Source organism: Pseudomonas sp. LjRoot71 (genome assembly GCF_964253255.1).
Taxonomy (GTDB): domain Bacteria; phylum Pseudomonadota; class Gammaproteobacteria; order Pseudomonadales; family Pseudomonadaceae; genus Aquipseudomonas.
Genome location: NZ_CAXURA020000001.1, coordinates 3,265,828 through 3,292,820 on the forward strand (window position 1 = coordinate 3,265,828; position 26,993 = coordinate 3,292,820).

Genomic DNA, 26,993 nt, shown 5'->3' on the forward strand with positions numbered 1-26,993 from the left:
TATTGCGGGGCAATTCTACCTGGGCTTTTATATGTATGCATATACAGTATTTTCGCGGCTGCCAAGCGGGCACATACAAATCCGGCTTTCCGGGTAAAATGCCCGCCCTGATTGACTGCCCGATACCCACGCCATGTCCCTGCCCAAGCACCACCTCGAACTGTTAAGCCCGGCGCGCGATACCGCGATTGCCAAGGAAGCCATCCTGCACGGCGCCGATGCCGTGTATATCGGCGGCCCCAGCTTCGGTGCGCGGCACAACGCCAGCAACAGCGTGGCGGATATCGCCGAGCTGGTGCAGTTCGCCCATCTGTTCCATGCGCGGGTGTTTGTCACCCTCAACACCATCCTGCATGAGGACGAGCTGGAGCCGGCGCGGCAGATGATCTGCCAGCTCTACGAGGCCGGCGTCGATGCGCTGATCGTGCAGGACATGGGCGTGATGGAAATGGACCTGCCGCCCATCGAGATCCACGCCAGCACCCAGTGCGATATCCGCACCCTGGAGAAAGCCCGCTTCCTCGACAACGCCGGCTTCTCCCAGCTGGTGCTGGCCCGCGAGCTGAACCTGCAAGAGATCAACACCATCTGCCGCAACGTCGATTCGGCGGTGGAGTTCTTTATTCATGGCGCGCTGTGTGTGGCGTTTTCCGGGCAGTGCAACATCTCCCATGCGCAGACCGGGCGCAGCGCCAACCGTGGCGACTGTTCGCAAGCCTGCCGCCTGCCGTACACCCTGAAAGATGATCAGGGCCGCGTGGTGGCCTATGACAAGCACCTGCTGTCAATGAAGGACAACAACCAGACCGACAACCTGATCCATCTGGTCGATGCCGGCGTGCGCTCGTTCAAGATCGAAGGGCGCTACAAGGACATGAGCTACGTGAAGAACATCACCGCGCATTACCGTCGCGAGCTGGATGCGATTCTCGAACAACGTCCGCACCTGGCCCGCGCTGCCAGTGGCCGTACCGAGCACTTCTTCACCCCGGACACCGACAAGACCTTCCACCGTGGCAGCACCGACTATTTCGTCACCGACCGCAAGGTGGACATCGGCGCGTTCGACTCGCCGACCTTTACCGGGCTCTCGGTTGGCTATGTGGAGAAAGTCGGCAAGCGTGACCTGATCGCCGTCACCGACACGCCGCTGTCCAACGGCGATGGTCTGAACGTGCTGATCAAGCGCGAGGTGGTGGGTTTTCGCGCCAATATCTGCGAGCTGAAAGGCGAGTTCGAGGAAGACGGCGAGAAGCGCTACCGCTACCGCGTCGAGCCGAATGAGATGCCCGAGGCCATGCACCGCGTGCGCCCGCAGCACCCGCTTAACCGCAACCTCGACCACAACTGGCAGCAGGCTTTGCTCAAGACTTCCGCCGAGCGGCGCATTGCCGTCAGCTGGCAGTTGATCCTGCAGGGTGATCAGTTGCAGCTGAGCGTGAGCAGCGAGGAGGGCATCAGCGCCTGCGTCAGCCTGAACGGGCCGTTCGCCGCCGCCAAGGATGCCGAGCAGGCCCGCGAACAGCTGACCGATGGCTTGAGCAAGCTGGGCACCACCATCTACTACAGCACCGGCGCGCAGATCGATTGCGAGGTCGTGCCGTTTATCCCAGGCTCGCAACTCAAGGCCCTGCGCCGCGAAGCCATCGAGGCGCTGACCCAGGCTCGCGTTGCCGCTCACCCGCGTGGCGGGCGCAAGCCGGTCAGCGTGCCGCCGCCGGTGTACCCGGAATCGCACCTGACCTTCCTCGCCAACGTCTACAACGACAAGGCCCGCACCTTCTACAAGCGTTACGGCGTGCAGCTGATCGATGCGGCCTACGAGGCCCATGAAGAGGCGGGCGATGTACCGGTGATGATCACCAAGCACTGCCTGCGCTTCTCCTTCAACCTGTGCCCGAAGCAGGCCAAGGGCGTCACCGGCGTGCGCACCAAGGTCTCGGATATGCAGTTGATCCATCAGGACGAGGTGCTGACCCTGAAGTTCGACTGCAAGCCGTGCGAGATGCACATCATCGGCAAGATGAAGGGCCATATCCTCCATCAGCCGCAGCCTGGCAGCGCCCAGAGCAACGGTGGCGCGGTGGGCTATATCACCCCGGACGATCTGCTCAAGACCATCAAGCGTTAAAGCCGAACAACGTTTCGTAGGGGGGGGTGAGCGCAGCGATACCCATCAGGTCCTGCATCAGGGTTACGGGCTGTGTTGAGCGCGCGATTACCGATGGGTATCGCGTTGCTCAACCCATCCTACGGGCTCTCGGATTGCATCCAGGCTACTGAGGTTTGTGCAGTTTGCTGAGAAACAGCCAGGCCATCAGCGGATAACAGAAATAGTGCAGGCCGAAGATCAGTAAGCCCATAGGGCTGGGGTCGTCCTTCCACGCCATCAGGGCCAGTAACCCCAGGTAGAGCAGCGCGAGAATGCCGCCATACAGCGCCACCAGGCGGCGACGTTCGCCTTGCAGGGGCGCGCGGCGATTACGCCAGGTAAACCACAGGGTCATGCCGCTGGCGACCAGGGCGGCGATCAGTACGGTGGTCAACAGCCCGCCGAGTTTGACGAAGGTGCGCAGCAGCAGGTTGAGCACGATAACCGCCAGCACGCCGCCAAGCGCCAGACGGGTGACCGCGACGCTGTTGGGGGTTGGTTCGTGCATCAGGTGTGCTCCTACAGGCTGCGATTAAGGCCGAAGCGTTTTTTCAGCACGGCCTCGAGCAGACGTTTAGGCAGCAGCGCGGCAAGCAGCGGCAGGCTGCGGCTGCCATTGCCCAGGCGCAGCAGGTTCGGTCGGGATTTGCTCTGCACGGCGGCCAGCAGGTTGCGGGCAAAGTGGCTGGCGGGCGTGGGGTTGTCCTGCGAGGCATTGGCGCGGGCGCGGATGCCGTCGCGGATCGGCCACCAGGGCGAGGCTTCGTCGATCAGTTGCTCGGCCTGTTGGCTGGCGTTGGCGCCGAAGCTGGAGGCAATCGCGCCGGGCTGCACTTCCATGACCTCAATACCGAACGGCGCCAGCTCCAGGCGCAGGGCGTCGGTCAGGGCATGCACGGCGGCCTTGGAGGCGCAGTAGGCGCCGGCAAACGGGGTGACCAATACGCCGGAGACGCTGCCGATATTCACCACCAGGCCTTTGTTCTGCCGCAGCAGCGGGAACAGCGCACGGGTCACGCCGATCAGCGAGAACACGTTGGTTTCAAACTGCTTGCGCATGGCCTCCACACCGCCATCAAGCAGCGGTCCCATAGCGCCGTAGCCGGCGTTGTTGATCAGCACATCGAGACCGCCGATTTCCGCTTTCAGGCGTTCGGCCAGTTGGCCCAGGCCCAGGCCATCGTTGACGTCCAGTTGCACGGCGTTGAAACCTGCAGCGCTGAGTGCGGCCAGGTCATCGGCTTTGCGCGCGGTGGCCCAGACCTGATAACCGGCCTGCTGGAACACTTCGGCCAGGGCGCGGCCGATGCCGCTGGAACATCCGGTGATCAGTACGCTGGGCTGGGTCATGCAGCTTTCCTTGTTGTTCTAATGGGGGCAAATATCAGCGGCTAAAGCTGCCTTGTAGACGTTCAGCGCGGAATTCTAATGTGCTGGCGCGGTAGCCGCTGCGCAGGGTTGGCAGAGGCAGGCAGGTTTGCCAGTCAGCGCCAGGCAGCAATTCGCCTGGGCCGCTGTAACGCGGGGTTTCATACAGGCGCTCGGCCAGGTTGACGCTGTCGCCAGGGCGGTAGGCGGTGATCTGCCAGTGCAGCTCAAGCAGTGCGGCTTCACTGCCGTTCTTCAGGTTCAGGGCCAGCGGACGATCTGCCGGGCAACGCTGCGGGGCGTAATCGAGGCGCAGTTCGAGGTGAGCCAGGTGGCGATTCTCGCGGCTTTCCTGCCAGAGCACCCAACTGGCGACCAGGCCGAGGCCGATCAGCGCCGCGAGGGAGATCGGCAGCGCCTTGCTCGGGTAGCGGATCAGCAGGATCAGCCAGCTCAGTACCAGAATTGCGCCTATCAGCATCACTCAGGCCTCGGGAGTGTCGCGGAGGAATACCAGACTATCAGCCTTGGAGTGCTCGGCCGAATAGCGATAGCCCTGGTAGTTGAAATCCTTGAGGCCGGCTGGATCGGTCAGGCGCTCCTTGATCACATAGCGCGCCATCAGGCCGCGGGCTTTTTTCGCGTAGAAACTGATGATCTTGTACTGACCGTTTTTCAGGTCCTTGAACTCGGTGTCGATCACCCGTGCGTTCAGCGCCTTGCGTTTGACTGCGCTGAAGTATTCGTTGGACGCCAGGTTGAGCAGCACGTCGTCGCCCTGAGCGGCCAGCGCTTCATTCAGCCAGCCGCTGATGCGCTCGCCCCAGAAGTCATAGAGGTTATTGCCGCGCGGGTTGGCCAGCTTGGTGCCCATTTCCAGGCGATAGGGCTGCATCAGGTCGAGCGGGCGCAGCACGCCATACAGGCCTGAGAGCATGCGCAGGTGCTGTTGTGCGAAGTCGAAGTCGGCTTCGCTGAAATCCTCGGCGTTCAGGCCGGTGTAGACGTCGCCCTTGAACGCCAGCAGCGCCTGTTTGGCGTTGGACGGGTTGAACGGCCGCGCCCAGCTGCCAAAGCGTGCGGCATTGAGACCGGCGAGTTTGTCCGAAAGGTGCATCAGCTCGGCGATTTGTGCAGGGGTGAAGTCGCGCAGCTGCTGGATCAGGTCCTGGGCGTGGTCGAGGTGTTCCGGTTGGGTAAAGCGCGGGGTTACAGGCGGCGTCTCGTAATCGAGGGTCTTGGCCGGGGAAATCACCATCAACATAAGCTGTGCTCCTGAAAGTCTGCGGCGATTCTAGAAGCTGGCGGCGGCTGAGACTACCTATAAGGTCGATTAGCTCCACCGATTCGGGCCCTGTTATTGCGCGTACCTGCACCGCGTTGGCGCAGCCTGGGGCCTGTGAGTGGCATGGGCTTGAGTGTGTGCGTGAGGCGGTTCAGGCAACAGCGTTGCAAGGGCGATAGCCAGTGCTGAGCCGGTGTACAGGGCTGGCGAAAAGAATGTGGAGGACAGCGGCAGGAAAAAACAGAGCGGCCCGAAAACCGGTGGGACTTCCGACTTTAACGGCGGTCGGGCAGACCGCCAAGCGCTATTTGTCGCACCGATAAATAAACCTGCAAATGCTGAAAAAAACGTTTTTCTGTCATCTGAATTGGAGTAATTAAAAGGCAAGACCGCCGAACCCTGCAGACAGGTGGCGGCCATTGGCCCTCACCTTGCTTGCATCCTTCTCAGCCCCGGCACTGAGGAGTCGGCGGCCCCTCCGCGGCGCACTCGCCCCTGCGCCGCTTGGCTACTACAAGAAGGTGACCGAGTATGGATGACCACGGACGCTCCAAGCCCACCGCCCCAACCCTGTACGCCCTCGACACCAATGTGCTGATCCACGATCCCAACGCGTTGCTGAATTTTCAGGAGCATCACGTTGCCATTCCGATGACCGTACTGGAGGAACTGGACAAGCTTAAAACCGGCAAACAGGGCGTGGCCGCCGAGTGCCGCCAGGCCATCCGCCTGATCGACAAGATTCTCGGCAGCGCCAACCCGGAGGAAGTGGAGCACGGCGTCGCCATCCAGCGGGAGAAGAGCGGCCCGTGCGGTTTTCTCTCCATTCTTATGAGCAAAAGCGCCGCCCCGGTGACTTGGCTGCCGGAAGACCTCAACGACAACAAGATCATCAACCAACTGGTCGAGCTGAAGTCCCGACGCCCCGGTCTTAACGTGGTGCTGGTGACCAAAGACATCAACATGCGCCTCAAGGCGCGGGCCTGTGGCATTGACTCCGAGGACTACCACACCGACCAGTTGGTCGACGACGTGTCGCTGCTGTCGCAGGGTTACCACAACATGGACGGTTCCTTCTGGGACCGTGTGAACAAGGTGGAAACCCGTCAGGACCACGGCCGCACCTGGCACCGCGTGCAACTCACCGATAACCTGCCGGCGGTGCACGTCAACGAGTTCATCCTCGACGAGCAGGGCTTTGTTGGCTGGATCAAGGGCATCAAACATGGCGAGCTGATGATTCTCGACATGCATCAGGAACCGCTGATGCACCAGGAAGCCTGGGGCCTGCGCCCGCGGGATATCTACCAGTCACTGGCGCTGTTTGCCCTGCTGGATCCGGACATCCATTTGGTCAACCTGTCCGGCGCAGCCGGTTCCGGGAAAACCATCCTGGCCCTGGCGGCGGCAATCGAACAGACCATGGTCAGCAAGCGTTACCGGCGCATCATCGCCACCCGCAGCGTGCAGGGGCTGGATCAGGAGATCGGCTTTCTGCCCGGCACCGAAGCCGAGAAGATGGAGCCCTGGCTTGGCGCGATCACCGACAACCTCGAAGCCCTGCACATGGACGACGAGAACACCCACGGCAGCGTCGACTACATCCTGCAAAAGGTCCCGCTGCAGTTCAAATCCCTCAACTACATCCGTGGCCGTAGCTTCCAGCAGAGCCTGATCCTGATCGACGAATGCCAGAACCTCACCCCGCACCAGATGAAAACCATCATCACCCGTGCCGGCAGCGGTTCCAAAGTGGTGTGCCTGGGTAACCTGGCGCAGATCGATACCCCTTACCTGTCGGCCCCCAGCTCGGGCCTGACTTACCTGACGGAGCGCTTCAAAGACTTCGAGCATGGCGTGCATATCACCCTGCAGGGTGTGCCACGCTCGATCCTCGCCGAGTACGCCGAAACCCATATGTAGACCTCACTTACACTCGCCCAGCAGGCTGTTACGGCTGCTGGGCCGGGTGTTCTCGTAACCTCCCGTCTGAATCCCCCGGCATTCACAGGTGCCGAAACCTGACCCGTGGGTTTACAATCGCCGGACACTTGCCCGGAGCCTGTCTGTGTTAACCCATCTCGATTCCCAAGGCCGCGCCAATATGGTCGATGTCAGCGATAAAGCCCTGACCGTCCGTGAAGCCGTGGCCGAAGCCCGGGTGCGCATGCGCCCTGAAACCCTGCAGATGATTACTCAGGGGGAGCATCCCAAGGGCGACGTGTTCGCCGTGGCGCGCATTGCCGGCATTCAGGCAGCGAAGAAAACCAGTGATTTGATCCCGCTGTGCCATCCGCTGATGCTCACCAGCGTCAAGGTCGAGTTGCTGCCGGAAGGCGTAGACGCGGTGCGCATTATCGCGCGCTGCAAGTTGACCGGGCAGACCGGGGTGGAGATGGAAGCCCTGACCGCCGCCAGCGTCGCCGCGTTGACCATCTACGACATGTGCAAGGCGGTGGATCGCGGCATGGTGATCGAGAGCGTGCGCCTGCTGGAGAAGGTCGGCGGCAAGAGTGGTGCCTTCAAGGTAGAGAGTGTGGCGGGGGACGAGGCATGATCCGCGTGCAGTATTTCGCCCGTTATCGCGAAGCCCTCGGCCTGGATGGTGAGCAGCTTAGCGGCGAGTTCGCCAGCCTTGATCAACTGCGCCAACACTTGCTGGCGCGCGGCGGTGTCTGGGACGTGCTGGCCGAGCAAAACCTGATGTGTGCACGCAATCAGGAGTTGTGCAGCCTGGATGAACCGCTGACAGCCGGCGATGAAGTGGCGTTCTTTCCTACCGTAACCGGCGGCTAAAGCCCCTCCCACAGAGAACATCTGCATGAGCATTCGCGTCCAGTCACAAGCCTTCGATCCGGGCGTTGAGCTTAACGCCTTGCATGCCGCCAACCTGGGCATCGGCGCGGTGGTCAGCTTTGTTGGCTATGTGCGCGATTTCAACGAGGGGCGCGAAGTCGGCGGCATGTTTCTCGAACACTTTCCCGGCATGACCGAAAAAGCCCTGGGCAAGATTGCCGAGGAAGCTGCGCAGCGCTGGCCGCTGCTGGGTATTGAGGTGATCCACCGCATCGGTCGGCTGGAACCGGGTGAGCCGATCGTTTTCGTCGGCACCACCAGTGCTCACCGTCAGGCGGCGTTCGATGCCTGCAACTTCATCATGGACTACCTGAAAACCCGCGCACCGTTCTGGAAGAAGGAAGACACAGCCGAAGGTCCGCGCTGGGTCGAAGGGCGGTGCTCCGACCAGAGTGCAGCCGAGCGCTGGAATCAGCCTGGCTGATCAGGTTCTAACTGGCGTGCCGATTGCGGCTGGCCTGGACGATCCGCTGGGCCGGCACACGTAATTGCGCCAGCAGATACTCGGCAAACTCCGGCGCGTAGGGTTGTAGTGCGATGGCCTGGGCCATGCAGTCGAGCCAACTCTGGCTCAGTTGCTCGCTGATCGGCCATTGGGCGTGAAAGGCCGGAATGGCGATGGAGCCATATCGCTCACTGAACAACCTCGGCCCGCCGAGCCAGCCACTGAGAAAACAGGCCAGCTTGTCGCTTGCCAACGTCAGGCTTTCGCCGTGCAACTGGCGCAGTGCAGTGGCTTCGGGCAATTCATCCATCAAGCGGTAGAAGTCTGCCACCAGGCGGCGCAAGCCCTCGATACCGCCCGCCGCCTGATAGGACTCATCGCCTTCACCGTACACCGCTGTCTGTTGCATCGTCTGCGCCTCTGAGCAAAGCGCGCAGTATAACGGCGCGCCGGATCAGGGCCGCTTCGCCTGGGTGATCAGTGGGCGAGAAAGCGGCGCAGGCTGCGGATTTCGCTCTGGATCATTGGCAGCTTGCTCTGCAACACCTGGCTGCTGTCTGGCAGCAGGCTGTCGTCAGCCTTGCTGGCTTGCAGGGCGGTAAAGCTGCCGCTGGTAAACGGCAGCACCACCTTGTACTGATCACCAAGGAAGGCCAGGCGGTCCCAGTCGCCGGCCAGCAGCAGTCGGCCGGGTTTGGCATCGAACAGGCTGCGGCCGATCGAGTAGTCCTGTTGTGGGTTTTGCACGCCGAGCAGTGGCAGCAGGGTGGGCAGCAGGTCGCTGTGGCTGGTGCGCAGGCTTTCCTGCTGGGCCGCGCGGCCGGGCACCCAGAGCACCAGCGGCACCCGTACCTGCTCGTCGACGAAGGTGGAGTTGTGGCCCCAACGGCCTTGCTCCATAAACTCTTCGCCATGGTCGCCTGTGATCACCACCAGGGTGTTGTCCAGCAGGCCGTTTTTCTCCAGGTGTTCGGTGACCCGCGCCAACTGGCTGTCCAGATGATGCACCGCGTTGAGGTAGCGGTTGTAGATGCCGCCGATGTCGCGTTGCAGGTTCATGCTGGCGTAGCTGAAATCTGGCAGGTAGTCCGGTTTGATCACCGACTCTTGCGGGAAGTTGTAGTTGGCGTGCGGTGACTCGAAGAACAGGAAGGTCATAAACGGCTTGTTGGGGTCGCGCTGGTCGACGAACTTCAACAGCCGGTCGACGTTGCGTCGATCACGTTCCCAGGTCTGGCCCTGGTCATCCTCGACCATCTGTTCACGCGGCACATTGACGAACAGGGTCTTGTCGAATTCCGGGTAGCTGAAGCGAGCGCTGGTGAACAGCTTGATCTGGTAGTTCTGCTGTTGCAGTACATCGATCAGCGGGCTGCCGACGCGGGCATCGAGCACCGGGAACCAGAGGTTCGCCGGCAGGCTGTAGAACTGGCTGAACATGCCGATGCGTGTGCCGTTGCCGCCGGAGTAATGGCTGACAAAGTGCTGAGCGCGCTGGGCAAAGGCATTCGTCTGCGGCATTACCTCGGGGTTGAGGCTGTCGGCGCGCCAGGATTCTGCCACCAGCCAGACGATATTCAGTGGCTTGGCCGGTGGCTCGATGCGCAGCGGGGCCTGCGGGTAGAGCAGCTGGCCTTGCAGTTCGGCATTGGCGACCTCCAGGCGTTGTGGGCGCTGCAGGCCAAACTGCTGTTCCAGCACGCGGCGCATGGTCAGCGGTTGGTAGAAGGGCACCCGTTGGGCGTTTTCCAACAGTGGGCTGTAGCCGTAGAAATGGCTGACGCCGTAGCTGACCCGTTCACCCAGGGTGACCACAATAAACAGTGGCAACACCCAGACCAGTCGTGGCAACGGCAGGCCTAGGCGCGCCAGGCCATTGGCTGCGGCTAGCAGCAGTGCTTGCAGGGCAAAGATGCCGACCGCAAGCAGGGCTACGTCGCGCTCAGTGGAGGCCGAGGAGCCTAGCGCGGCAATTCCGCCTGGCGTGGTGATGATGTTCCAGACAAAACCGTTGAGGTGGAAGCCATAGAGCTGCCAGAGCAGGTGGTCGCCATACAGCGCCAGTTGCACCATACCCGCCAGCACAACCGCCAGCATTGCGGCGGCTCTGCCTGAAACGCGCAGCAGCAGGCGCGTGATAGCCCAGGCGGGGGCGATAAACAGCAAGGCATAGCTGCCGATCAGCAGCAGTTGATAGAGCAGCAGCCATGACGGTGTGGCCAGATCAAAGAAACGACCCAGGTTCAGGGCGGCAGCCAGCCAGGTCAGAAGCCAATAGGCGGCATAGGGGCGACGCGATGCGGCGAGTGGCATGGACAGTCCTTGCAAGGGTCGACAGGAAGAGTGGCGCGGACAGGCGCCGGCCAAGGAAAGCATCCTTGGCTTAACTGCGGCTTAAATGTCGCGCAGACGTTGCAAGGGTCAGCCTGTGGTTATTGGCGCAAGCGAGCAGGCGACAGCATGGCTTGCGTCAAACCCGCCTGACGCAGATGCTCGGGCAAGGGTTCGCCGCGCGCCAGTGCAGCACAGGCCATGCCCATCGCGGGCGAGGTCTGAATACCATAACCCCCTTGTGCGGCCACCCAGAAAAAATTCGCAGCCTGTGGGTCAAAGCCTGCCACCAGATCGCCATCGGCAACAAAACTGCGCAGGCCGGCCCAAGTGTGATTCGGGCGGCGAATGCGCAAATGAGTGTATTGCTCGATCTGGTGGATGCCCAGGGCAATGTCCAGCTCTTCAGGGCGCACGTCATGCGGCTCGACCGGATCCGCGTTGGCGGGGGAGCCGAGTAGCTGACCGGCGTCAGGCTTGAAGTAGAACGACTCATCCAGGCTGACTACAAAAGGCCAATGCTGGCTGTTGAACTCCGGTTCGCAGTCAAAGGTAAACGCCGCGCGGCGTTTGGGACATAACCCGATAGGCGATACCCCGGCGATGCTGGCCATCTGGTCACACCAGGCGCCAGCTGCATTGATCAATACCCGGGTGCGGTAGTGCCGGCTGTGGCACCTGACGTGCCAGTGTTCGCCATCATGCTGGATGGCCAATACCTCGCTGTGCGTGTGAACAGCACCACCCTGTTGCCGAATCCCGCGCAAGTAGCCTTGGTGCAGGGCGTCGGTGTCGATGTCGGCGGCGCTTGGGTCAAGCAAGGCGCCGTGTACTCGCTCGCGGCGCAGTGCCGGAACATAAGCACAGGCTTCATCCGCGCTGAGCAGGCGCATGTCCGGCACATGCCGAAGGCCGCTGGCCAACTGACGCTGCAATTCCTCCGGGTTGCCATCAAAGTCCACCACCAACTCACCGCGCGGAGTCAGCAAGGGTTGCTCGGCAAAGTCGGGCGGCGGCGCCGCAAAGAATGCTCGGCTGGCCGCTGTCAGGGCGCGCACCTGCGACGTACCGTAGGCCACGCTGAACAGCGCTGCCGAGCGCCCTGTAGCGTGATAACCGGCCTGAGCCTCGCGCTCCAGCACGATGGTTTTGCCAAAAGGCGACAGAAAGTAGCCGGTCGATGCACCCGCGATACCGGCACCGATGATCAGGAAATCTACCGGTTGGCTATCTGTTGCAGGCACTTCGCTGTTGGGGCTTTGCAGCTCACTGGCTGGGCTTAACATGTGGCGCTCGATACCGATCTAGACAGGGTTGGGTATTTTGCGGGGCACACCGGTGAGCGGCAAACATTCTGCAAGTTGCGCCAGTCAGTGCGCGTGGCGCAAGCGTTTACGGTACGCCCCTGGGCTCTCTCCGCAGAGTTGCTTGAACAGCTTGGCAAAGGTGGCGCGGTCGGCATAACCGACCTGTTCGGCGATCTGCTCCAGCGATGCCGGGCTGCGCAGGGCGCGTTGCGCGGCGCTGATGCGCACGCGTTGCAGGTAGTCATTGGGGGTCAGCCCGGTGCTGGCCTTGAAACGGCGCAGCAGAGTGCGCGATGAGCAGTTGGCCTGGACGGCCAGACGGTTGAGGTCGATGGCTTCGCTGTGATGGCGGTGCAGCCACTGCAACACGGACGCGAGCTGGCAATCATTGCTGGGCGCTGGCAGCAGCGGGGCAAAGCGTGACTGCTGGCCGCGCTGGCTGTCGAACACCAACGTATTGGCCGCCTGTTGCGCCAGTGCGTCACCTGCATGCTGGCGGATCAGGTGCAGACACAGATCAAGCCCTGCGTGCGCCCCGCCGGAACTGAGCAGGCGGCCATCTTCGCAGACCAGTTGTTCAATCTGCAGATTGACCTGCGGGAAGCGCTGGCGGAACTGGCTGGCCAGCGCCCAGTGCGTGGTGGCGCGGCGACCGTCGAGCACGCCGGCAGCGGCCAGCAGAAAGGCGCTGCTACACAAGCTGGCCAGTTGTTGGGTGGGCGCGCGTTGTGCCAGCCAGGGCAGCAGGGCGGCGTTATCGCTCAGGGTGGTGTCGATGGCGCTGCCGCTGGCAGCCAGCAGAATCAGGTCGGCCTCTTCCGCCAGGCTCAGATCGCCATCGACCTGGATCTGCGCAAAGCCCAGATCAACCGCGTTGCCGTCCAGGCTGACGCGCTGTAATTCAAACAGCCGTTGTCCGGCCAGGCGGTTGGCCAGGACAAACGCATCCATGGCCATGCTCAGGCTGGAACACACGGTTTGCGGGCAGACATACAGGGCAATCTTCAATATGACGTGCTCAGATGTGATGGCTTTTGGCGATTATTGACACAAAGTTGTCTTTTGCGCCAATCGCGCGATGGCGGTTTAGCGACAATACTGCTCGCACGTCCACTACCGGAGTTCGCCCGATGACTCACCCCAACGCCGCCCTGATCACCCGTTTTTACCAAGCCTTCCAGCAGCTGGATGCCGAGGCCATGGCCAGCTGTTACAGCGCGGATGTTCAGTTCAGTGACCCGGTGTTTACCGATCTGCGTGGTGCGGCGGCTGGTGATATGTGGCGCATGCTTTGTGCCAAGGCCCAGGGTTTTTCCCTGACATTTGATGGCGTGGCCGCCGATGAGCACTCAGGCAAGGCGCGCTGGATTGCCACTTACACGTTCAGCCAGACCGGCAATCAGGTGGTCAACCACATCGAAGCCAACTTCCGCTTCCGTGACGGCAAGATCGTTGAGCACCGCGACCATTTCGATCTGTGGCGCTGGGCCGGTCAGGCGCTGGGTATCAAGGGCCTGTTGCTGGGCTGGACACCCTTTGTGCAGAACGCCATTCGCCAGCAGGCCGGTAAAGGCTTAGCAGCTTTTCAGAAGAGTCGTTAAGCTCGGCGGCCTTCTCTGCCTGTTGACCTGCCTTCGTTATGCCTGACGCGACTCCTGTTGCAAGTTCCGCAGCCGACAAGCCCTGGTTCGTTTATCTGGTGCGTGCGGCCAATGGCGCGTTGTACTGCGGCATCAGCGATGATCCACACAAACGCTTTGCCAAGCACCAGAGCGGTAAGGGCGCGCGCTTTTTCCACGTGAGCCCGGCCCAGGCTTTGGTGTATATCGAACCCTGTGCCGGCAAAGGCGCGGCGCTGCGCCGGGAACGCGCGGTAAAGGCCCTGAGCAAGGCGGCCAAGGAAACCCTGGTCGCCGCTGCTGTTATCGTTGCGACTGATAACGCACCATCAGCCTAAGCGGGTAGGCCGCTGCTGCCTGCGCGGTTAAGCTGCTGGTTTACCTGACCCCTTGCGGAGCCTGCCATGCACGAGTTGATCCTGCACCATTACCCGACCTCGCCCTTTGCCGAGAAGGCGCGGCTGATGCTCGGTTTCAAGCAGCTGTCCTGGCGCTCGGTGATGATCCCACCGATCATGCCCAAGCCGGATTTGACGGCCCTGACTGGTGGCTACCGCAAGACACCAGTGCTGCAGGTGGGCGCGGATATCTACTGCGATACCGCGCTGATCGCCCGTCGCCTGGAAGCCGAAAAAGCCACCCCGGCGCTGTTCCCCGAGGGCCAGGAATTTAACGTTGCCTGCTTCGCCCAGTGGGCCGACTCCCAGGTCTTCCTGCATGCGGTGAGCTTGGTGTTCCAGCCAGAATCCATCGCGGCGCGTTTCGGCAAACTACCGCCAGAGTTTCTCAAGACCTTTATCGCTGACCGCTCGACGCTGTTCAACGGCGGCCTTGCGACACGCATCCCGCTTGAAGTGGCCAAGCATCAGTGGCCCACGCTGATGACGCGCCTACAGCAACAGCTGGCCCGCGAGCCGGGTGATTTCCTGTTTGGCGAGCCGTCGCTGGCCGATATCGCCATGGCTCACCCGTTGTGGTTCCTGCGCGGCACCCCGGTGACAGCGCCGCTGGTTGATGCCTACCCGGACGTGGCGGCCTGGTTGGCGCGGGCGTTGGACTTCGGTCACGGCTCATTCAGTGAAATGAGCGCTGCAGATGCCATCGAGGTGGCCCGTGAAGCCACTCCAGCGGCTCTGCCGGCGGCCGCGTTGGCTGATCCCAACGGTTTTGCTATTGGTCAGCAGGTGGCGATTTCTGCCATTGATTACGGTGTGGATGCGGTTGAGGGTGAACTGGTGTTCAGCGGCAGCGAAGAGCTTATCCTTCGTCGTGAAGATCCGCGTGCGGGGACGGTGCATGTGCACTTCCCGCGACTCGGTTTTGCCATCAAGGCGCTGTAAGCACCAGGTTACGACCTACTGCGCGCTGGCTTTTCAGTAGGCAGCGCGCATCGCCTGCGGATCGTAACCGTGAATCAGCGTGCCCTTGATATCCAGCAAGGGCACGCCGCGCCCACCCAGGGCCTTGAAGGTCGCCTGGCCGGCGGGGTCTTTCTCGATATCGATTTCCCGGTAGGCAATCTGGTCTTGCGCCAGTTGCTCGCGGGTTTTCGCGCAGTAGCCGCACCATTGCGTGGCATACAACACCACTTCGCCTGGTCGATTGGCCAGGGGCGGTTGCAACCAGCGTTGCACCGTGTCCCAGTGTTGGAAGAGCGCCAGGGCGCTAAGCAGCAGAATGACTTTCTTCATGGGGCGTTCCTTTGCCTGCTTGTGTCGATGGTCTGGTGAACCGTGTGCTAGCTGCGCTGCAAGTCTTCCAGACTGAACGGCGGCGGGGTATCCGGCCAATCCAGTTTTAGCCCCTCCAGCTCGCGGGCCAGCAGGCTTGCCACCAGCCAGTCGCGCAGCCAGCGATGTTCCGCCGGAATTACATACCAGGGTGCTGCGTCGCTGTGGCTGGCTGCAAGTTGCTCGGCCCAGCGCTGTTGGCGGAGGTCGAATTCGCGGTAGGACTGCAGGTCGCTGCTGTGTAGTTTCCAGCGTTTATGCGGTTGTTCAACACGCTCCTGCAGGCGACGCTTTTGTTCATCTCTGGATAGCTGCAAAAAGCATTTGAGCGGTTGAATCGACTGGCTGATCAGCTGCGCCTCGAAGGCGTGAATCGCCAGCTGGCGCGCAGGCAGTTCGGCAGCACTGCACAGGCCATCCAGCGGATCGCTGATCAGCCCTTCGTAGTAACTGCGGTTGAATACCCCGAGCAGGCCCAGCCCCGGCAAGCGCCGTTGATAGCGCCAGAGAAAGTCATGGCGCTGTTCGCAGGCATCGGGCTTCTGAAAACTGTGGATGCGCAGACCCTGGGGATCGAAGCTGCTGATCACCCGGCGAATCACGCCATCCTTACCGGAGCAATCGGTGCCTTGCAGGATCAGCAGCAGGGCATTCCGCCTATTGGCCCAGAGCATGCGCTGTTGCTGGTTGAGCCAGGGGCGTAGTTCAGCCAGGGCTAGCTGCGCCGCCTGCTTATCCAGGCCGAAATCGCGCGCCGGATCCTGGGCAAAGGGCGCTGCCGGATCACAGCAGCAGGCATCCAGCAGGCTATCCGGCAGGCGGCTCATGCTTAGTTTTTGCGGCGCTTGAGCTGATCGGTGAGCTGCGTAGGCAGGTTACGGATCACCAGGGTGTCGGTGCTTTCGTCATACTCGATCTTCGAGCCCAGCAGGTGCGCTTCGAAGCTGATCGACAGGCCTTCGGCGCGCCCGGTAAAACGCTGGAACTGGCTGAGGGTGCGTTTGTCCGCCGGAAACTCCGGGGCCATGCCGTAATCCTTGTTGCGGATGTGCTCATAGAAGGCCTTGGGCCGTTCTTCGTCGATCAGTCCGGAGAGTTCGTCGAGGGTGATGGGCTCGCCTTGTTTGGCCTGGTTTGCGGCATAGCTGACCAAGGTCTTGGTCTTCTCGCGGGCCTGTTCTTCCGGCAGGTCTTCGCTTTCCACGAAGTCACTGAAGGCTTTCAGCAGGGTGCGGGTTTCGCCGGGGCCATCGACGCCTTCCTGGCAGCCGATAAAGTCGCGGAAGTATTCCGAGACCTTTTTGCCATTCTTGCCCTTGATAAAGGAGATGTACTGCTTGGAGTGGGCGTTGTTACGCCACTCGGAGATGTTGATTCGCGCCGCCAGGTGCAGCTGGCTCAAATCCAGGTGTTTGGCGGCGGTCACATCCAGCGCCTCGTTCACTGCCACGCCTTCGCTATGGTGCAACAGGGCGATGGCCAGGTAATCGGTCATGCCTTGCTGGTAATGGGCAAACAGCACATGGCCGCCAGTGGACAGGTTGGATTCTTCCATCAGCTTCTGCAGTTGTTCCACCGCCTGGCGGCTAAAGGCGGTGAAATCCTGTTCGTTATCCAGGTAGCGCTTGAGCCATCCGCTGAACGGGTACGCCCCGGATTCCTCGTGGAAAAAACCCCAGGCTTTGCCCTGCTTGGCGTTATAGCTCTCGTTGAGGTCGGCGAGCATGTTCTCAATGGCCTGCGATGCAGTCAGCTCGGTATCCCGGGCATGCAGCACGGCGGGTGTGCCATCGGGCTTCTTGTCGATCAGATGGACGATGCAGTGGCGGATCGGCATAGCGGCCTCGTGGTGCGTAAACGGAAAGCGCGCATGTTACCCGACCTGCTGTTCGAGCGTCGTGCGCCGCTTGTATGCGATCAGCCGTTCGATCATGTAACGCAGATGCATATGCAGCTCATACAGCTCGCTGGAGTAGGACAGCGGTACCTCGACCCGCGCCAGTTCGTCTTCCAGACGTTCTAGGCGAGCGATTTCGGCGTCCAGGTCGCTGGGTAGGCTGCCTTTGTAGAGCTGCTGATCGATTTCGCGCAGGTGTTTGTACCAGCGGTAGATCCGTGCGCGGATGCGCCATTGGTAGATCGGGCCGATGGCCTTGAACAGCGGGAACAGCAGTACCAGCAGCGGAATGGCCAGGATGATGTAGCGGTCAGCCAGAGAGGCAATGCGGAACGGCAAGTAGCGCTGCAGGATGGGCAGGCCCTTATCGTAGTAGTACTCGGCTTCGCTCAGGGTATTGAGTGACAGCGGCGGCTTGGCCGGATAGCTGCCGGCCGGGTCGAGCAGGCTGCCATTTTTCAGCACGGTTTTCGCCGCTTCAAGAATCAGCGGGGTGAGTGATGGGTGGAATTCCTCGCCGGCCACCAGCGTGGCGACTGGGCCGAGGGTGACGATGTCGCGGTCCGGGGTGTTGTGCTGCATGTTGAGCATGCCTTCGCCGACTTGCAAACGGCTCAGGTAGGGCAGGCGGGCCAGGTAGGCTTCGGTGCGGCGCAGGCTGACCAGCTGCACCTTGGACTCGGCCGCTAGGCGCTGGATCAGCGCATTTTCCGCCGGGCCGACGAAGAAGGCTGCGTCCAGTTCACCGGCGATCAGTGCATCGGCGGCCTTGCTGCCGCCCAATGCTTGCCAGCTTTGCGGATACTGCGCCGGTTCGATGCGGTTGGCGGCAAACAGGGCTGCCGTCACGGCCTGGGTGCCGCTGTTGGCGGCGCCGATGGCCAGGCGCAGTTTCATCAGATCGCTCAGGCGCTCGAACTTGACCTTGTTGCCGAGAAACAGCCACAGCGGCTCACGGTACATCACGCCCAGGCCAGCCAGTTTGTTGCGTTGCTCATCCGTCAGGGTCAGTTCCTGGCCGCTCTGCACCAGGGCCAGTTCCACCTCGCCACTGTCGAGTTTGCTCAGGTTGTCCTGTGAACCTGCGCTTTGTATCAGCTCCAGGGTGAAGCCCTGCAAGGCCAACTCGGCTTGCAGGCGCTCGCCGAACGCATGGTAGCCACCGCCTACAGCGCCCGTAGCCATGCGTGCGTGCATCGGCGGTGGCGGGGCGGCGAAGTAGAACAGCGCGCCAACCAGCCCGGCCAGCACCGGCACGATCCACAGGTTGGTGAGGATGAGGATTTTCAGGTCATGGAAAATGCGGCGCATGGTCAGTCCTTGTCATTACCTGAGCTGAGGATAGCCGCAATGACTGGCCAGCTAAATGCCCGCTTGCGATCTGCTACGCGTCGGCCTGCGGCGTTAAAAACAGGCCCTAGCTCGCGAAATCGTCAAGCTGATCCTAGAAGCCCTGGGTCTTCTGGTGTGTTAAGCCTGTGCTGCGCTGCTCGCGCCAGCGCTCCAACAACCCAAGTACCAGCAGCAAGCCCAGGGCATAGCCAGCATCGATTCCCAGCATCAGCAGCACCAGGCCGCACAGCAGTGCGCTAAAACCCGCCAGCACTCGCCAGATACCGCGCAACAGCACCACGCCGGCGGCCATGCTGAGCAGGTAGATCACCACGAAGTTGCCATTGGCGTAGCGGATCAGGTCGTCCACCGTCAGGTCGAGCAGCTGAGCCAGGCTGGCACACAAGGCGCAGCTCAGAATTACCAGCAGCAGTGCGCGGGCCGGGACGCCGTGTCTGTTGCGCTGGGCCAGGCTGGTCGGCAACTTGCCCTCGTCGGCCAGGCTCCAGATCAGTCGGGCAAAGCCCTGCATATAGACGTTCATCGAGGCAAAGCAGGCCAGGTAGCCCACCGTCGCGGCGATCCAGCGCGCATGGTCGCCCAGCAGCAGGTCGAGCATGCGTGGCAAGGATGCGGCATCGGTCTGCACATCGCCGTAGCTATGCAGGCTTAGCACGGCGACCGAACAGGCCCAGTACACCAGGCCGGCCAGCAGCACGCCAAATAGCAAGGCCAACGGGAAGTCGCGTTCAGGGTTTTTGAATTCTTCGCCCATATGGGTAAAGGCCTCGATGCCGACAAAACACCAGAACATCACCCCCAGCGCTGCCGGCAGCAGATGCCAGGAACCACTGATCTCAGGCAGCAGCGGCTGGCTGCTGACGGGCAGCTCACCGACCCACCAGATCAGCGCAATGGTGGCGATAATCGCCACGGCAATCACGCCCTGAATCATCCCGCTGGCCTTGGCCGGGCGCTGGCCGAGCAGCAACATGGCGGCCAGGGTCGCCAGTTGAATCGCCAGGGCCTGGCCACGACTGAGATCGAACAGCGCCTGCCAGAAGCCGCTGGCGATATTCAGCGCCGCCGGTAAACCCACCGGCAGCACGGCAAGAAACAGCAATGCGCTCAGGCGCTCCATGCGCGCACCAAATGCCCGGCCAATCAGATGCGGCGCGCCGCCGGCATGGGGAAAGCGGCGACCCAGTTGAGCAAAGGTAAAAGCCACCGGCAGTACCAGGGCGATCAGCAGCATCCAGGCCCACAGCGAGGCCTCACCGGCTGCCGTGGCAGCCAGCGCAGGGATCACGAAAATCCCGGTGCCCAGCAGTGAAGTGCTCAGCAGGCCAATGCCTTGCAGCAGGCCCAATTCCTGATTTAGACGACTCATGTTGTATGCTCTGCGGCTTCGTTCGCCATGTTAAATCGCCCGCCTGTTACAGGCTGCTGGCTAAGCGTCGGCATTGACCGACGATTTGGCGCATTTGGCCGTCAAGTTGCCTTTTCCGAGAGTCTCGAGTGGATAAGTTCGATCAACAGATACTTGCCCTGTTGCGCGCCGATGCGCGCTTACCCGTCAGCCAGATCGCCCGCGAGGTCAACCTGTCGCGCTCGGCGGTCAGCGAGCGCATTCGTCAGTTGGAGCAGGCCGGCGTTATCAGTGGTTATCAGGCCCAGGTGGTGCTGCCGGGCGAGGCGGCGATCAAGGCCTATCTGGAGCTGTTCTATCAGGGCGGGCGCTGCGAGCACTATGTCGAGCTGATGCGCGTCTACCCGGAGGTGCGCCGTTGCAGCGGCATCAGCGGCGAGACCGATATGCTGGTGTCCATCGAGGCCGCGTCGATGCAACGCCTGAGCGAGATTCGCGGCGAGATCGAAAACTTCCCCGGTATGCAGAAAGTGAAGACCCATATGGTGGTCAAGGACTGGCAGTTTTGACTCAGTCCATACGCATTCTGCACACCTCCGACTGGCACCTTGGCCAGCACTTTATGGGTAAGACCCGCCAGGCCGAACATCAGGCGTTCTGCGCCTGGCTAATCGATCAGGCGCGTGAGCAGGCCATCGATGCCGTGCTGATTGCCGGCGATATCTTCGACACCGGCGCGCCGCCCAGCTACGCCCGTGAGCAGTACAACCGTTTTATCGTCGAGCTGCGCGCCAGCGGCTGTGAGTTGGTGGTGCTCGGCGGCAACCATGATTCGGTGGCCATGCTCGGCGAGAGCAAGACCTTGCTGGCGCAACTGGGTACGCGGGTGATTCCTGGCGTCTGCGAGCAACTGGATGAACAGCTGCTGGTGCTGCACTGCCGCGACGGCACGCCGGGTGCGGTTCTCTGCGGCATCCCCTTTATCCGCCCGCGCGATGTGTTGCTCAGCCAGGCCGGGCAAAGCGCGCAGGACAAACAGCAGTCATTGCAGCAGGCCATCGCCCAGCACTATCAGCACCTCTATGCCCTGGCCGAAGCCAAACGCGCCGAGCTGGGCGGCGATCTGCCGATTATTGCCACGGGCCACCTGACCACCGTCGGCGCGAGCGCCAGCGATTCGGTGCGTGAGATCTATGTTGGCAGCCTGGAGGCCTTTCCCGCCAGCGCCTTTCCGCCCGCCGCTTATATCGCCCTGGGACATATCCACCGGCCGCAGAAAGTCGGCGGTCTGGAACATATCCGCTATTGCGGCTCGCCCATCCCGCTGAGTTTTGATGAAGCCAAACAGCAGAAGGAAGTGCTGCTGGTTGAGTTCGATGGCGGCGGCCTGCACCAGATCACTGCGCTGCCGGTGCCGTGTTTCCAGCCGCTGCTGTCGCTGCGTGGCTCATTAAAAGAGCTGGAAGCCCAGATCAAACAGGCAGCGCAGCAGGGCAGCGCCGAGCAGCCGGTCTGGCTGGAGGTAATGGTCGGCACCGACGATTACCTGAGCGACTTGCAACAGCGTATCGCCGCGCTGTGCGAGGGGCTGCCGGTGGAAGTGCTGCGTATCCGCCGTGAGCGCGGCAATGCCAGTGCCAGCCTGCAGGGCCAGGCCAGGGAAACCCTGGATGAACTGAGCGTGGAAGACGTGTTTACTCAACGCCTGAGCAGCGAAAGCCTGGATGAAGGCGAACAAGCGCGCCTACTGGGGCTGTATCAGCAGGTGGTCAGTGAGCTGCGCGAGGGCGAGGTATGAAGATCCTTAGTCTGCGCCTGAAAAATCTCAATTCACTCAAAGGTGAGTGGAAGATCGATTTCACCGCCGAGCCGTTCAAGGACAACGGCCTGTTCGCCATCACCGGGCCGACCGGCGCAGGCAAGACCACGCTGCTCGACGCCATCTGCCTGGCGCTGTACCACCGTACGCCGCGCATGAGCACGGTGTCGGCGAGTGCCAATGAACTGATGAGCCGACACACTGCCGACTGCCTGGCTGAGGTCGAATTCGAGGTCAAGGGCGTTGCCTATCGCGCGTTCTGGAGCCAGCGTCGGGCCCGTGACAAAGCCGATGGTGCGCTGCAGGCACCCAAGGTCGAGCTGGCGGCTGCCGATGGGCAGATCATCACTGACAAGATCAATGAGAAGCTGCGCGAAACCGAACGCCTGACCGGCCTGGATTTCGAGCGCTTCACCAAATCCATGCTGCTGGCTCAGGGCGGTTTTGCCGCCTTTCTTGAAGCCAACGCTAACCAGCGCGCCGAGCTGCTGGAAGAGCTGACTGGCACCGACATCTACGGGCAGATTTCCCAGCGGGTGTTCGAGCGGACCCGTGAGGTCAAAGTTGCTCTCGACCAGCTGCGTGCCAAGGCAGAGGGCGTGGAGTTGCTCAGCGACGAGCAGCGCAGCGCGTTGCAGACGCAGGCTGCGCAACTGACGGTTGAACAGGCCGCGCTCGATGCGCAGCAAACCGAGTTGCAGCGCCAGCGCCGTTGGTGTGAAGAACTGAGCAACGCTCAGGCTCAGGCACACACCAGCCAGCAGGCCGTGCAGCAGGCGCAGGATGATATGCGCGTGGCCCAGCCGCAGCTGGCGCAACTGGCCGCCAGTGAGCCGGCGCTGCGTTTGCAGCCGCTGCACCAGGATTGGCAACAGGTCCGCCAGAGCCTGAACCGCACTGAGCAGGGCTTGCAGGACAATGCCAGCGAGCTGCATCAGGTTGAGCAGGCGCTCACCGCGCATGGCTGGCAAGCACGTGAGTACAGCGCGTTGTTGCTTGCCGAGTGCCAGCTGCAGCGCCAGTTACTGGCCGAGCGTCTGCAAGAGGTGCAGCAGCACCTGGCCGCGCAGCCGCAGCATGGGCAGTTGGGCGAGCAGTTGGGCAGCTGGGACGAGCAACTGAAGGCACGCCAGCAACTGGCCGAGGAGATCGCCCAGCTGCAACGCAGTCAGCAGCAGCTGCACGACAGCATCGTCACCTTGCAGGCCCAGCTGGATCAGCACAGCGCACAGCTCAGCGCCGAGCAGAGCCGCCTGCAGCAGGCACGCGAACAGGAAAGTACTGTGCAGCAGCAACAGCAGGTGCTGCTGGCCGGACGCAGTGAGGCCGCCTTGCGCGAGCACTGGCAGCAGCTGCATATCCAGGGGGGTGTGCTGACTCAGTTGAGTGAACTGGCGGTGGCTCAGCAACGCCTGACGGACGAGCAAACCCAATTGACTGGCGCCCTGACCCTGCTGCGTGAGCAGCATCGGGCCAAGGATGTCGAGGTGGCGCAGTTGCGCCTGCGTTACAAGGACCTGCAGCAACAGGTGCAGGCCCAGGAAAAACTGCTGGAGCAGGAACAGCGCATTCAGGCCCTGGAAGCCCATCGCGCGCAGCTGCAACCCGGTGAGGCCTGCCCGCTGTGTGGCTCTGAATCGCACCCGGCCATCCGTGCCTACCAGGCGCTGGACATCTCGGCGACCAAAGCGTTGCTCAGCAGCAAGCGCACCGAACTGGAGGCGCTGACCGAGCAAGGCCGGCAACTGGCGGGCGAGCTGGAGAAACTTGCCGCGCGGCTGGAGCAACACCAGCAGCAGCTTGAGCGTGGTCGGCAAGCCCAGGCCGAGCAGGGCGAGCGTTGGCAGGCGTTGAGCGCACAGCTGCCAAACCCACTGGCCGACGCCAGCGGGCTGGCGGCACAGCAGGCGCAGCAGCGTGGTGAACTGCTGCACGTGCAACAGCAACTGGAACAGCTGCAACAGCTCAACCACAGCCTGGAGCAGTGTCAGCACGAGCGCTTCGCCTTGCAACAGCGCTGCAGCGCGCTGGAACAGCAGCAGGCACTTGATGGTCAGCAATTGCAGCAGCACCAGGCGCGTAGCGCGCACGATCAGCTGCGTTTGCAGCAGTTATTGGACCTGGCGCATGAGCGCAGTGAACGCCTGAGACAGGCCCTGGCGGGGTTTGGTTATCAACTGCCGGAGGATGCCAGTGCCTGGCTGGCCGAGCGCCAGACTGAGTGGCAGCGTTGGCAGCAGCACCAGCAGCAAAGCCTGGCGTTGCAGGGTCAAGTCAGCGAGCAGGAACATCGTCTTACCCAGGCAGCGCAGCAGGCCCAGTTGTGGCAGCAGCGTTGGGCCGCGTTGGCTCTGAGTGAGCCTGCCGCCCTGGCCAGTCCTGTCGATGCGCAGGCCGCTTTGCAACAGGCGCAGGCGCAGCTGGACGAAGCCCAGCGCCGGCAACAGCAATTGCTCGGCAGTCGCCAGGCGATGGCCAGTCGTTTGCAGGATGATCAGACGCGGCTGCAACAGGCTGAACAGCAATGGTTGGCAGCGTTGACGGTTAGCCCGTTCAGCGCCGAGGCCGAGTATCTGGCAGCCCTGCTGGATGAGCCGCAGCGCACCGCCTTGCAGCACCTGCGTCAACGTCTGGACAAAGCCCTGAGTGATGCCCAGGCCTTGGCCAGTGCCGCCACGCAGCAGCTTGAGACTCTGCAGGCCCGCCCGGCCACCACGCTCAGCCTGGCGCAACTGGACGAACAGCTGCTCGCCTTTAACGCCCAGCTCAAAGCCCTGAGCGAGCGCCAGGGCGAAATCCGCGCTCAGCTGCAGGGCGATGATGAGCGTCGGCTTGGCCAGCAAAGCCTGTTTGCCGCGATCAGCACCCAGCAGGACGAATACGATCTGTGGCAGCAACTCAACAGCCTGGTGGGCTCGGCCGATGGTGCCAAATACCGCAAGTTTGCCCAGGGCCTGACCCTCGATCATCTCGTCTACCTGGCCAATCAGCAGCTCGAACGCCTGCATGGCCGCTACCAGCTGGCGCGGCGCAGCAGTGGTGAGCTGGAACTGGAAGTGCTCGACACCTGGCAGGCCGATGCGGCGCGCGATACCCGCACCCTGTCCGGTGGCGAGAGCTTTCTGGTCAGCCTGGCGCTGGCCTTGGCGCTGTCCGATCTGGTCAGCCACAAGACCAGCATCGACTCGCTGTTTCTCGATGAAGGCTTCGGCACGCTGGATGGCGAAACCCTGGAGATTGCCCTCGACGCGCTGGATAACCTCAACGCCAGCGGCAAGATGATTGGCGTGATCAGCCATGTGGCTGCACTCAAGGAGCGCATCCCGGTGCAGCTGAAGGTGCACAAGTCCGTGGGCATGGGTTACAGCACGCTGGACCGCCGCTTTGCCGCCAATCTTGCCGACGATTGATCTGCGCCAGGGGCGATTGCGCAATGCTTACCTATACTGGACGGCAGTGTGCGCTGTTAGCGCCGTTGTCAGTTATGGATCTACCGCTGGGTGAGTCGTGGAGCATTACCTTTGATCAAGGCATTGTGTGGTCTGTTGTGTTGTCTGGCGCTCAATGTTCTGGCTGCTCCGCGCGAAGGCCCGGTGTTGAACCTGTGTTACGAGGATCAGGATTCCTACCCCTGGGTCATGGAGGACGGCAGCGGGCTCAATCTGCAACTGCTGCGCCTGGTTGAGCAGGCCCTGCACGGGCAATTCACCTTCGTCGCTATGCCCTGGAAACGTTGCCTGGCCGGCCTGGCCCAAGGCACCTATGACGGGGCCTTTGCTGCCAGTTTCAAGGCCGAGCGCTTGGGCCTGGGGCGTTATCCGCTGGACGCTGATGGTCGTCTGGATGAGCGCAAGCGCCTGCACACCTCAATCTATTCCCTGTACCGGCGCAAGGGCAGTGCGGTCAGTTGGAATGGCCAGGAGTTTCGTCAGTTGCAAGGGCGTATCGGTTCGTTGAGCGGTTTTTCGATTGTCGATTTTATCCGCGCCCAGGGCGCCGAGGTCGATGAAACCAACCGCGACCCGCTGGCACTGCTGCGCATGCTCAGCCACAAGCGCATTGAGGCCGCCGCCCTGCAAAGCCTGCGCGGTGATTTTGTCTTGCAGGCCAACCCGGACCTGGCCGCGAAGCTGGAGAAGATCGAGTTACCGCTGGAGGACAAGGCCTACTACCTGATGTTGTCTAACGGCTACGTGGCCAGCAACCCAGAGCAGGCGGCTGCACTCTGGGATGAGATCGAACGGCAACGTGAATCGCCGACCTATCAGCAGCAGGTGCAGGCATTCCTCGCACGGCCACAACCCTAATGACGCGCCCGTCGGGTTAGTCGCGCATCTTGTCGACGGTCACCGCCTGGCCGTTTTCGATACGCGTCAGGTACACCGCCTCAGAGCCCTGATGGTCGGCGCGGGAGAAGCTCACCTTGAAGCCGCCGAGGTCAGTGTTGATGTGTTCCAGTGCTTCGACAAATTTCTCACGGGTTGGCGCGGTGCCCGCATCGCGTAGCGCCTGAACGAAGACCATCGCACCGATATACCCCTCCAGCGATGCATGGCCCAGGTACAGCGGGTTTACGTCAGTGCGGTAGGCCTGCACCAGGGCCAATGAGGTGTCCTGCGGCGAGGGGACGACCTGGCTGATGTAGACGCCATCGGCATCGCTGCCGGCTTCGCGGATAAAGCCTTCGGTACCGATAAAGGATACGGTGAGAAAGCGCGTGTTCAGGCCGACGGCCTTGGCCTGCTTGATTGCAGCAGTAAGTTGCCGGTAAGTGCCGACAAAGAACACCGCCTGCGGCTGGGTGCTGCGCAGGGTGTCGATGGCGTCGGCCACATCCAGCGAGTTGCGCTGGATGCGCGCTTGCGCGTCGATCTGCAAGCCGCGCTTGAACAGCGCCCCGCTCAGGCCGCCCTTGATCGCTTCGCCAAAGGAGTCGTCCTGCATCAGGAGGGCGATGCGCTGGATGCCGAGGTCCTGGAAGGCGTGTTCGACCAGTTGCTCGGTTTCCTCGATATAGGAGGCGCGAATGTTGAATACCCCGGGTTTGGCCGGGGTGCGTAAAAACTCTGCGCCGGTAAAGGGAAACAGATAAGGCACCTGGCCTTGCAGGGCAATCGGCAGGGCGGCTCTGGATGTAGGCGTGCCGACATAGCCAAGCAGGGCAAACACTTCATGGGCCTTTACCAGCAGGCGGGTTTGCGCGGCCGTACGGGCAGGCTCGTAGCCATCATCTTTGCTGATCAACAGCAGCTTGCGGCCGTGCACACCGCCTGCGGCATTGACCCTTTGAAAATAGCCGAGGGCGCCGTGGTATATGCCCAGGCCAAGGTCGGCGGCGGGGCCGCTTTGAGCGTTAACCATGCCGACGCGGATTTCCGTCGCGCTTACCCCGTCTTCCGCTACGGCGCTAAAGGGCATTAGCAGGCTGCTGAGCATGAGGCCGTAAAGCCACTGGCGAAGCATCATCCGTGGTTTCCTTGAGC

General features: G+C 62.1%; 26 protein-coding genes. 12 read left to right on the plus strand and 14 right to left on the minus strand.

Going from position 1 to position 26,993, the window contains the following annotated elements:
* The first annotated feature begins 133 nt into the window (after positions 1-133).
* On the plus strand, positions 134-2,131 hold the full coding sequence (locus ACSQ17_RS15285; RefSeq protein ID WP_436069507.1) for a peptidase U32 family protein: 1,998 nt from the start codon (positions 134-136) through the stop codon (positions 2,129-2,131).
* Between the two features lie 145 nt (positions 2,132-2,276).
* Here the strand turns inward: ACSQ17_RS15285 and ACSQ17_RS15290 are convergent, their stop codons facing one another.
* Genes ACSQ17_RS15290 through yaaA form a run of 4 tightly spaced genes read right to left on the minus strand, consistent with a single transcriptional unit; the run spans position 2,277 to position 4,784 of the window.
* Positions 2,277-2,660: a hypothetical protein gene (locus tag ACSQ17_RS15290; RefSeq protein ID WP_436069508.1), complete on the minus strand. Its 384-nt coding sequence runs from the start codon at positions 2,658-2,660 to the stop codon at positions 2,277-2,279.
* Positions 2,661-2,671: 11 nt separating this feature from the next.
* The gene (locus ACSQ17_RS15295; RefSeq protein WP_436069509.1) at positions 2,672-3,502 is read right to left on the minus strand and encodes an SDR family oxidoreductase; all 831 of its coding nucleotides are present in this window, start codon (positions 3,500-3,502) and stop codon (positions 2,672-2,674) included.
* Between the two features lie 34 nt (positions 3,503-3,536).
* Positions 3,537-4,001 (minus strand): multidrug transporter, encoded by a 465-nt coding sequence (locus tag ACSQ17_RS15300; protein WP_436070495.1) that lies wholly within the window; start codon positions 3,999-4,001, stop codon positions 3,537-3,539.
* Positions 4,002-4,004: 3 nt separating this feature from the next.
* Entirely contained in the window at positions 4,005-4,784 is a 780-nt protein-coding gene (gene yaaA, locus ACSQ17_RS15305) for a peroxide stress protein YaaA (protein WP_436069510.1), read from the minus strand.
* A 552-nt stretch (positions 4,785-5,336) separates the two neighbouring features.
* Here yaaA and ACSQ17_RS15310 point away from each other — a divergent pair.
* The 4 genes from ACSQ17_RS15310 (at position 5,337) to moaE (ending at position 8,085) form a co-directional block, all read left to right on the plus strand.
* Entirely contained in the window at positions 5,337-6,728 is a 1,392-nt protein-coding gene (locus tag ACSQ17_RS15310) for a PhoH family protein (protein ID WP_233683884.1), read from the plus strand.
* Between the two features lie 145 nt (positions 6,729-6,873).
* On the plus strand, positions 6,874-7,362 hold the full coding sequence (moaC, locus tag ACSQ17_RS15315; protein WP_436069511.1) for a cyclic pyranopterin monophosphate synthase MoaC: 489 nt from the start codon (positions 6,874-6,876) through the stop codon (positions 7,360-7,362).
* On the plus strand, positions 7,359-7,601 hold the full coding sequence (locus tag ACSQ17_RS15320; protein WP_436069512.1) for a MoaD/ThiS family protein: 243 nt from the start codon (positions 7,359-7,361) through the stop codon (positions 7,599-7,601). The genes moaC and ACSQ17_RS15320 overlap by 4 nt, the downstream gene beginning before the upstream one ends.
* 25 nt (positions 7,602-7,626) lie before the next feature.
* Positions 7,627-8,085 (plus strand): molybdopterin synthase catalytic subunit MoaE, encoded by a 459-nt coding sequence (moaE, locus tag ACSQ17_RS15325; protein WP_436069513.1) that lies wholly within the window; start codon positions 7,627-7,629, stop codon positions 8,083-8,085.
* 7 nt (positions 8,086-8,092) lie between these two features.
* Here moaE and ACSQ17_RS15330 read toward each other — a convergent pair whose 3' ends face one another.
* The 4 genes from ACSQ17_RS15330 to ACSQ17_RS15345 all read right to left on the minus strand — a co-directional run bounded on the left by ACSQ17_RS15330 (position 8,093) and on the right by ACSQ17_RS15345 (position 12,755).
* Positions 8,093-8,515 (minus strand): group II truncated hemoglobin, encoded by a 423-nt coding sequence (locus ACSQ17_RS15330; RefSeq protein ID WP_436069514.1) that lies wholly within the window; start codon positions 8,513-8,515, stop codon positions 8,093-8,095.
* Positions 8,516-8,583: 68 nt separating this feature from the next.
* The gene (locus tag ACSQ17_RS15335; protein ID WP_436069515.1) at positions 8,584-10,419 is read right to left on the minus strand and encodes a sulfatase-like hydrolase/transferase; all 1,836 of its coding nucleotides are present in this window, start codon (positions 10,417-10,419) and stop codon (positions 8,584-8,586) included.
* 119 nt (positions 10,420-10,538) lie between these two features.
* Complete coding sequence (locus ACSQ17_RS15340) at positions 10,539-11,723, minus strand: NAD(P)/FAD-dependent oxidoreductase (protein WP_436069516.1); 1,185 nt, start codon at positions 11,721-11,723, stop codon at positions 10,539-10,541.
* Between the two features lie 84 nt (positions 11,724-11,807).
* Positions 11,808-12,755: a GlxA family transcriptional regulator gene (locus ACSQ17_RS15345; protein WP_436070496.1), complete on the minus strand. Its 948-nt coding sequence runs from the start codon at positions 12,753-12,755 to the stop codon at positions 11,808-11,810.
* A 119-nt stretch (positions 12,756-12,874) separates the two neighbouring features.
* Between ACSQ17_RS15345 and ACSQ17_RS15350 the strand changes: the two genes are divergently transcribed.
* The 3 genes from ACSQ17_RS15350 (at position 12,875) to ACSQ17_RS15360 (ending at position 14,703) form a co-directional block, all read left to right on the plus strand.
* Entirely contained in the window at positions 12,875-13,345 is a 471-nt protein-coding gene (locus ACSQ17_RS15350) for a nuclear transport factor 2 family protein (protein WP_436069517.1), read from the plus strand.
* Between the two features lie 38 nt (positions 13,346-13,383).
* The gene (locus ACSQ17_RS15355) at positions 13,384-13,701 is read left to right on the plus strand and encodes a GIY-YIG nuclease family protein (RefSeq protein WP_436069518.1); all 318 of its coding nucleotides are present in this window, start codon (positions 13,384-13,386) and stop codon (positions 13,699-13,701) included.
* A gap of 66 nt (positions 13,702-13,767) precedes the next feature.
* The gene (locus ACSQ17_RS15360; protein ID WP_436069519.1) at positions 13,768-14,703 is read left to right on the plus strand and encodes a glutathione S-transferase family protein; all 936 of its coding nucleotides are present in this window, start codon (positions 13,768-13,770) and stop codon (positions 14,701-14,703) included.
* Positions 14,704-14,736: 33 nt separating this feature from the next.
* Here the strand turns inward: ACSQ17_RS15360 and ACSQ17_RS15365 are convergent, their stop codons facing one another.
* The 5 genes from ACSQ17_RS15365 to yjeH form a co-directional block, all read right to left on the minus strand.
* Positions 14,737-15,054: a glutaredoxin family protein gene (locus ACSQ17_RS15365; protein WP_436069520.1), complete on the minus strand. Its 318-nt coding sequence runs from the start codon at positions 15,052-15,054 to the stop codon at positions 14,737-14,739.
* Between the two features lie 47 nt (positions 15,055-15,101).
* Positions 15,102-15,920 (minus strand): polyphosphate kinase 2 family protein, encoded by an 819-nt coding sequence (locus tag ACSQ17_RS15370; protein ID WP_436069521.1) that lies wholly within the window; start codon positions 15,918-15,920, stop codon positions 15,102-15,104.
* A gap of 2 nt (positions 15,921-15,922) precedes the next feature.
* A complete protein-coding gene (gene yejK / locus ACSQ17_RS15375) occupies positions 15,923-16,930 on the minus strand; it encodes a nucleoid-associated protein YejK (protein ID WP_436069522.1) in 1,008 nt (335 codons plus the stop codon).
* A gap of 36 nt (positions 16,931-16,966) precedes the next feature.
* Positions 16,967-18,301, minus strand: a complete 1,335-nt coding sequence (locus ACSQ17_RS15380; RefSeq protein ID WP_233683899.1) for a TAXI family TRAP transporter solute-binding subunit — start codon at positions 18,299-18,301, stop codon at positions 16,967-16,969.
* A gap of 133 nt (positions 18,302-18,434) precedes the next feature.
* Positions 18,435-19,712 carry an L-methionine/branched-chain amino acid transporter gene (yjeH, locus tag ACSQ17_RS15385; protein ID WP_436069523.1) on the minus strand — a complete coding sequence of 426 codons (1,278 nt, stop codon included), beginning with the start codon at positions 19,710-19,712 and terminating at the stop codon, positions 18,435-18,437.
* A 128-nt stretch (positions 19,713-19,840) separates the two neighbouring features.
* Here yjeH and ACSQ17_RS15390 point away from each other — a divergent pair, with 128 nt between their 5' ends.
* The 4 genes from ACSQ17_RS15390 (at position 19,841) to ACSQ17_RS15405 (ending at position 25,817) form a co-directional block, all read left to right on the plus strand.
* Positions 19,841-20,260 (plus strand): Lrp/AsnC family transcriptional regulator, encoded by a 420-nt coding sequence (locus tag ACSQ17_RS15390; RefSeq protein WP_436069524.1) that lies wholly within the window; start codon positions 19,841-19,843, stop codon positions 20,258-20,260.
* Between the two features lie 8 nt (positions 20,261-20,268).
* On the plus strand, positions 20,269-21,489 hold the full coding sequence (gene sbcD / locus ACSQ17_RS15395) for an exonuclease subunit SbcD (RefSeq protein ID WP_436070497.1): 1,221 nt from the start codon (positions 20,269-20,271) through the stop codon (positions 21,487-21,489).
* Complete coding sequence (locus ACSQ17_RS15400) at positions 21,486-24,920, plus strand: SbcC/MukB-like Walker B domain-containing protein (RefSeq protein WP_436069525.1); 3,435 nt, start codon at positions 21,486-21,488, stop codon at positions 24,918-24,920. Before sbcD ends, ACSQ17_RS15400 begins: the two co-directional genes overlap by 4 nt.
* Before the next feature lie 111 nt (positions 24,921-25,031).
* The gene (locus ACSQ17_RS15405; RefSeq protein ID WP_436069526.1) at positions 25,032-25,817 is read left to right on the plus strand and encodes a substrate-binding periplasmic protein; all 786 of its coding nucleotides are present in this window, start codon (positions 25,032-25,034) and stop codon (positions 25,815-25,817) included.
* Positions 25,818-25,833: 16 nt separating this feature from the next.
* Here the strand turns inward: ACSQ17_RS15405 and ACSQ17_RS15410 are convergent, their stop codons facing one another.
* Positions 25,834-26,976, minus strand: a complete 1,143-nt coding sequence (locus ACSQ17_RS15410; protein WP_436069527.1) for an ABC transporter substrate-binding protein — start codon at positions 26,974-26,976, stop codon at positions 25,834-25,836.
* Between the last annotated feature and the right edge of the window lie 17 nt (positions 26,977-26,993).

Bases quoted from the DNA above. Each gene is read 5' to 3' on its own strand.
- ACSQ17_RS15370 (WP_436069521.1), bottom strand. From the start codon at position 15,920: ATGAGCCGCCTGCCGGATAGCCTGCTGGATGCCTGCTGCTGTGATCCG.
- ACSQ17_RS15360 (WP_436069519.1), top strand. From the start codon at position 13,768: ATGCACGAGTTGATCCTGCACCATTACCCGACCTCGCCCTTTGCCGAG.
- ACSQ17_RS15410 (WP_436069527.1), bottom strand. From the start codon at position 26,976: ATGATGCTTCGCCAGTGGCTTTACGGCCTCATGCTCAGCAGCCTGCTA.
- yjeH (WP_436069523.1), bottom strand. From the start codon at position 19,712: ATGAGTCGTCTAAATCAGGAATTGGGCCTGCTGCAAGGCATTGGCCTG.
- ACSQ17_RS15355 (WP_436069518.1), top strand. From the start codon at position 13,384: ATGCCTGACGCGACTCCTGTTGCAAGTTCCGCAGCCGACAAGCCCTGG.
- ACSQ17_RS15330 (WP_436069514.1), bottom strand. From the start codon at position 8,515: ATGCAACAGACAGCGGTGTACGGTGAAGGCGATGAGTCCTATCAGGCG.
- ACSQ17_RS15320 (WP_436069512.1), top strand. From the start codon at position 7,359: ATGATCCGCGTGCAGTATTTCGCCCGTTATCGCGAAGCCCTCGGCCTG.
- ACSQ17_RS15350 (WP_436069517.1), top strand. From the start codon at position 12,875: ATGACTCACCCCAACGCCGCCCTGATCACCCGTTTTTACCAAGCCTTC.
- yaaA (WP_436069510.1), bottom strand. From the start codon at position 4,784: ATGTTGATGGTGATTTCCCCGGCCAAGACCCTCGATTACGAGACGCCG.
- moaE (WP_436069513.1), top strand. From the start codon at position 7,627: ATGAGCATTCGCGTCCAGTCACAAGCCTTCGATCCGGGCGTTGAGCTT.
- ACSQ17_RS15285 (WP_436069507.1), top strand. From the start codon at position 134: ATGTCCCTGCCCAAGCACCACCTCGAACTGTTAAGCCCGGCGCGCGAT.
- ACSQ17_RS15290 (WP_436069508.1), bottom strand. From the start codon at position 2,660: ATGCACGAACCAACCCCCAACAGCGTCGCGGTCACCCGTCTGGCGCTT.
- ACSQ17_RS15335 (WP_436069515.1), bottom strand. From the start codon at position 10,419: ATGCCACTCGCCGCATCGCGTCGCCCCTATGCCGCCTATTGGCTTCTG.
- ACSQ17_RS15300 (WP_436070495.1), bottom strand. From the start codon at position 4,001: ATGCTGATAGGCGCAATTCTGGTACTGAGCTGGCTGATCCTGCTGATC.
- ACSQ17_RS15380 (WP_233683899.1), bottom strand. From the start codon at position 18,301: ATGCGCCGCATTTTCCATGACCTGAAAATCCTCATCCTCACCAACCTG.
- ACSQ17_RS15310 (WP_233683884.1), top strand. From the start codon at position 5,337: ATGGATGACCACGGACGCTCCAAGCCCACCGCCCCAACCCTGTACGCC.
- ACSQ17_RS15295 (WP_436069509.1), bottom strand. From the start codon at position 3,502: ATGACCCAGCCCAGCGTACTGATCACCGGATGTTCCAGCGGCATCGGC.
- ACSQ17_RS15400 (WP_436069525.1), top strand. From the start codon at position 21,486: ATGAAGATCCTTAGTCTGCGCCTGAAAAATCTCAATTCACTCAAAGGT.
- ACSQ17_RS15340 (WP_436069516.1), bottom strand. From the start codon at position 11,723: ATGTTAAGCCCAGCCAGTGAGCTGCAAAGCCCCAACAGCGAAGTGCCT.
- ACSQ17_RS15365 (WP_436069520.1), bottom strand. From the start codon at position 15,054: ATGAAGAAAGTCATTCTGCTGCTTAGCGCCCTGGCGCTCTTCCAACAC.
- yejK (WP_436069522.1), bottom strand. From the start codon at position 16,930: ATGCCGATCCGCCACTGCATCGTCCATCTGATCGACAAGAAGCCCGAT.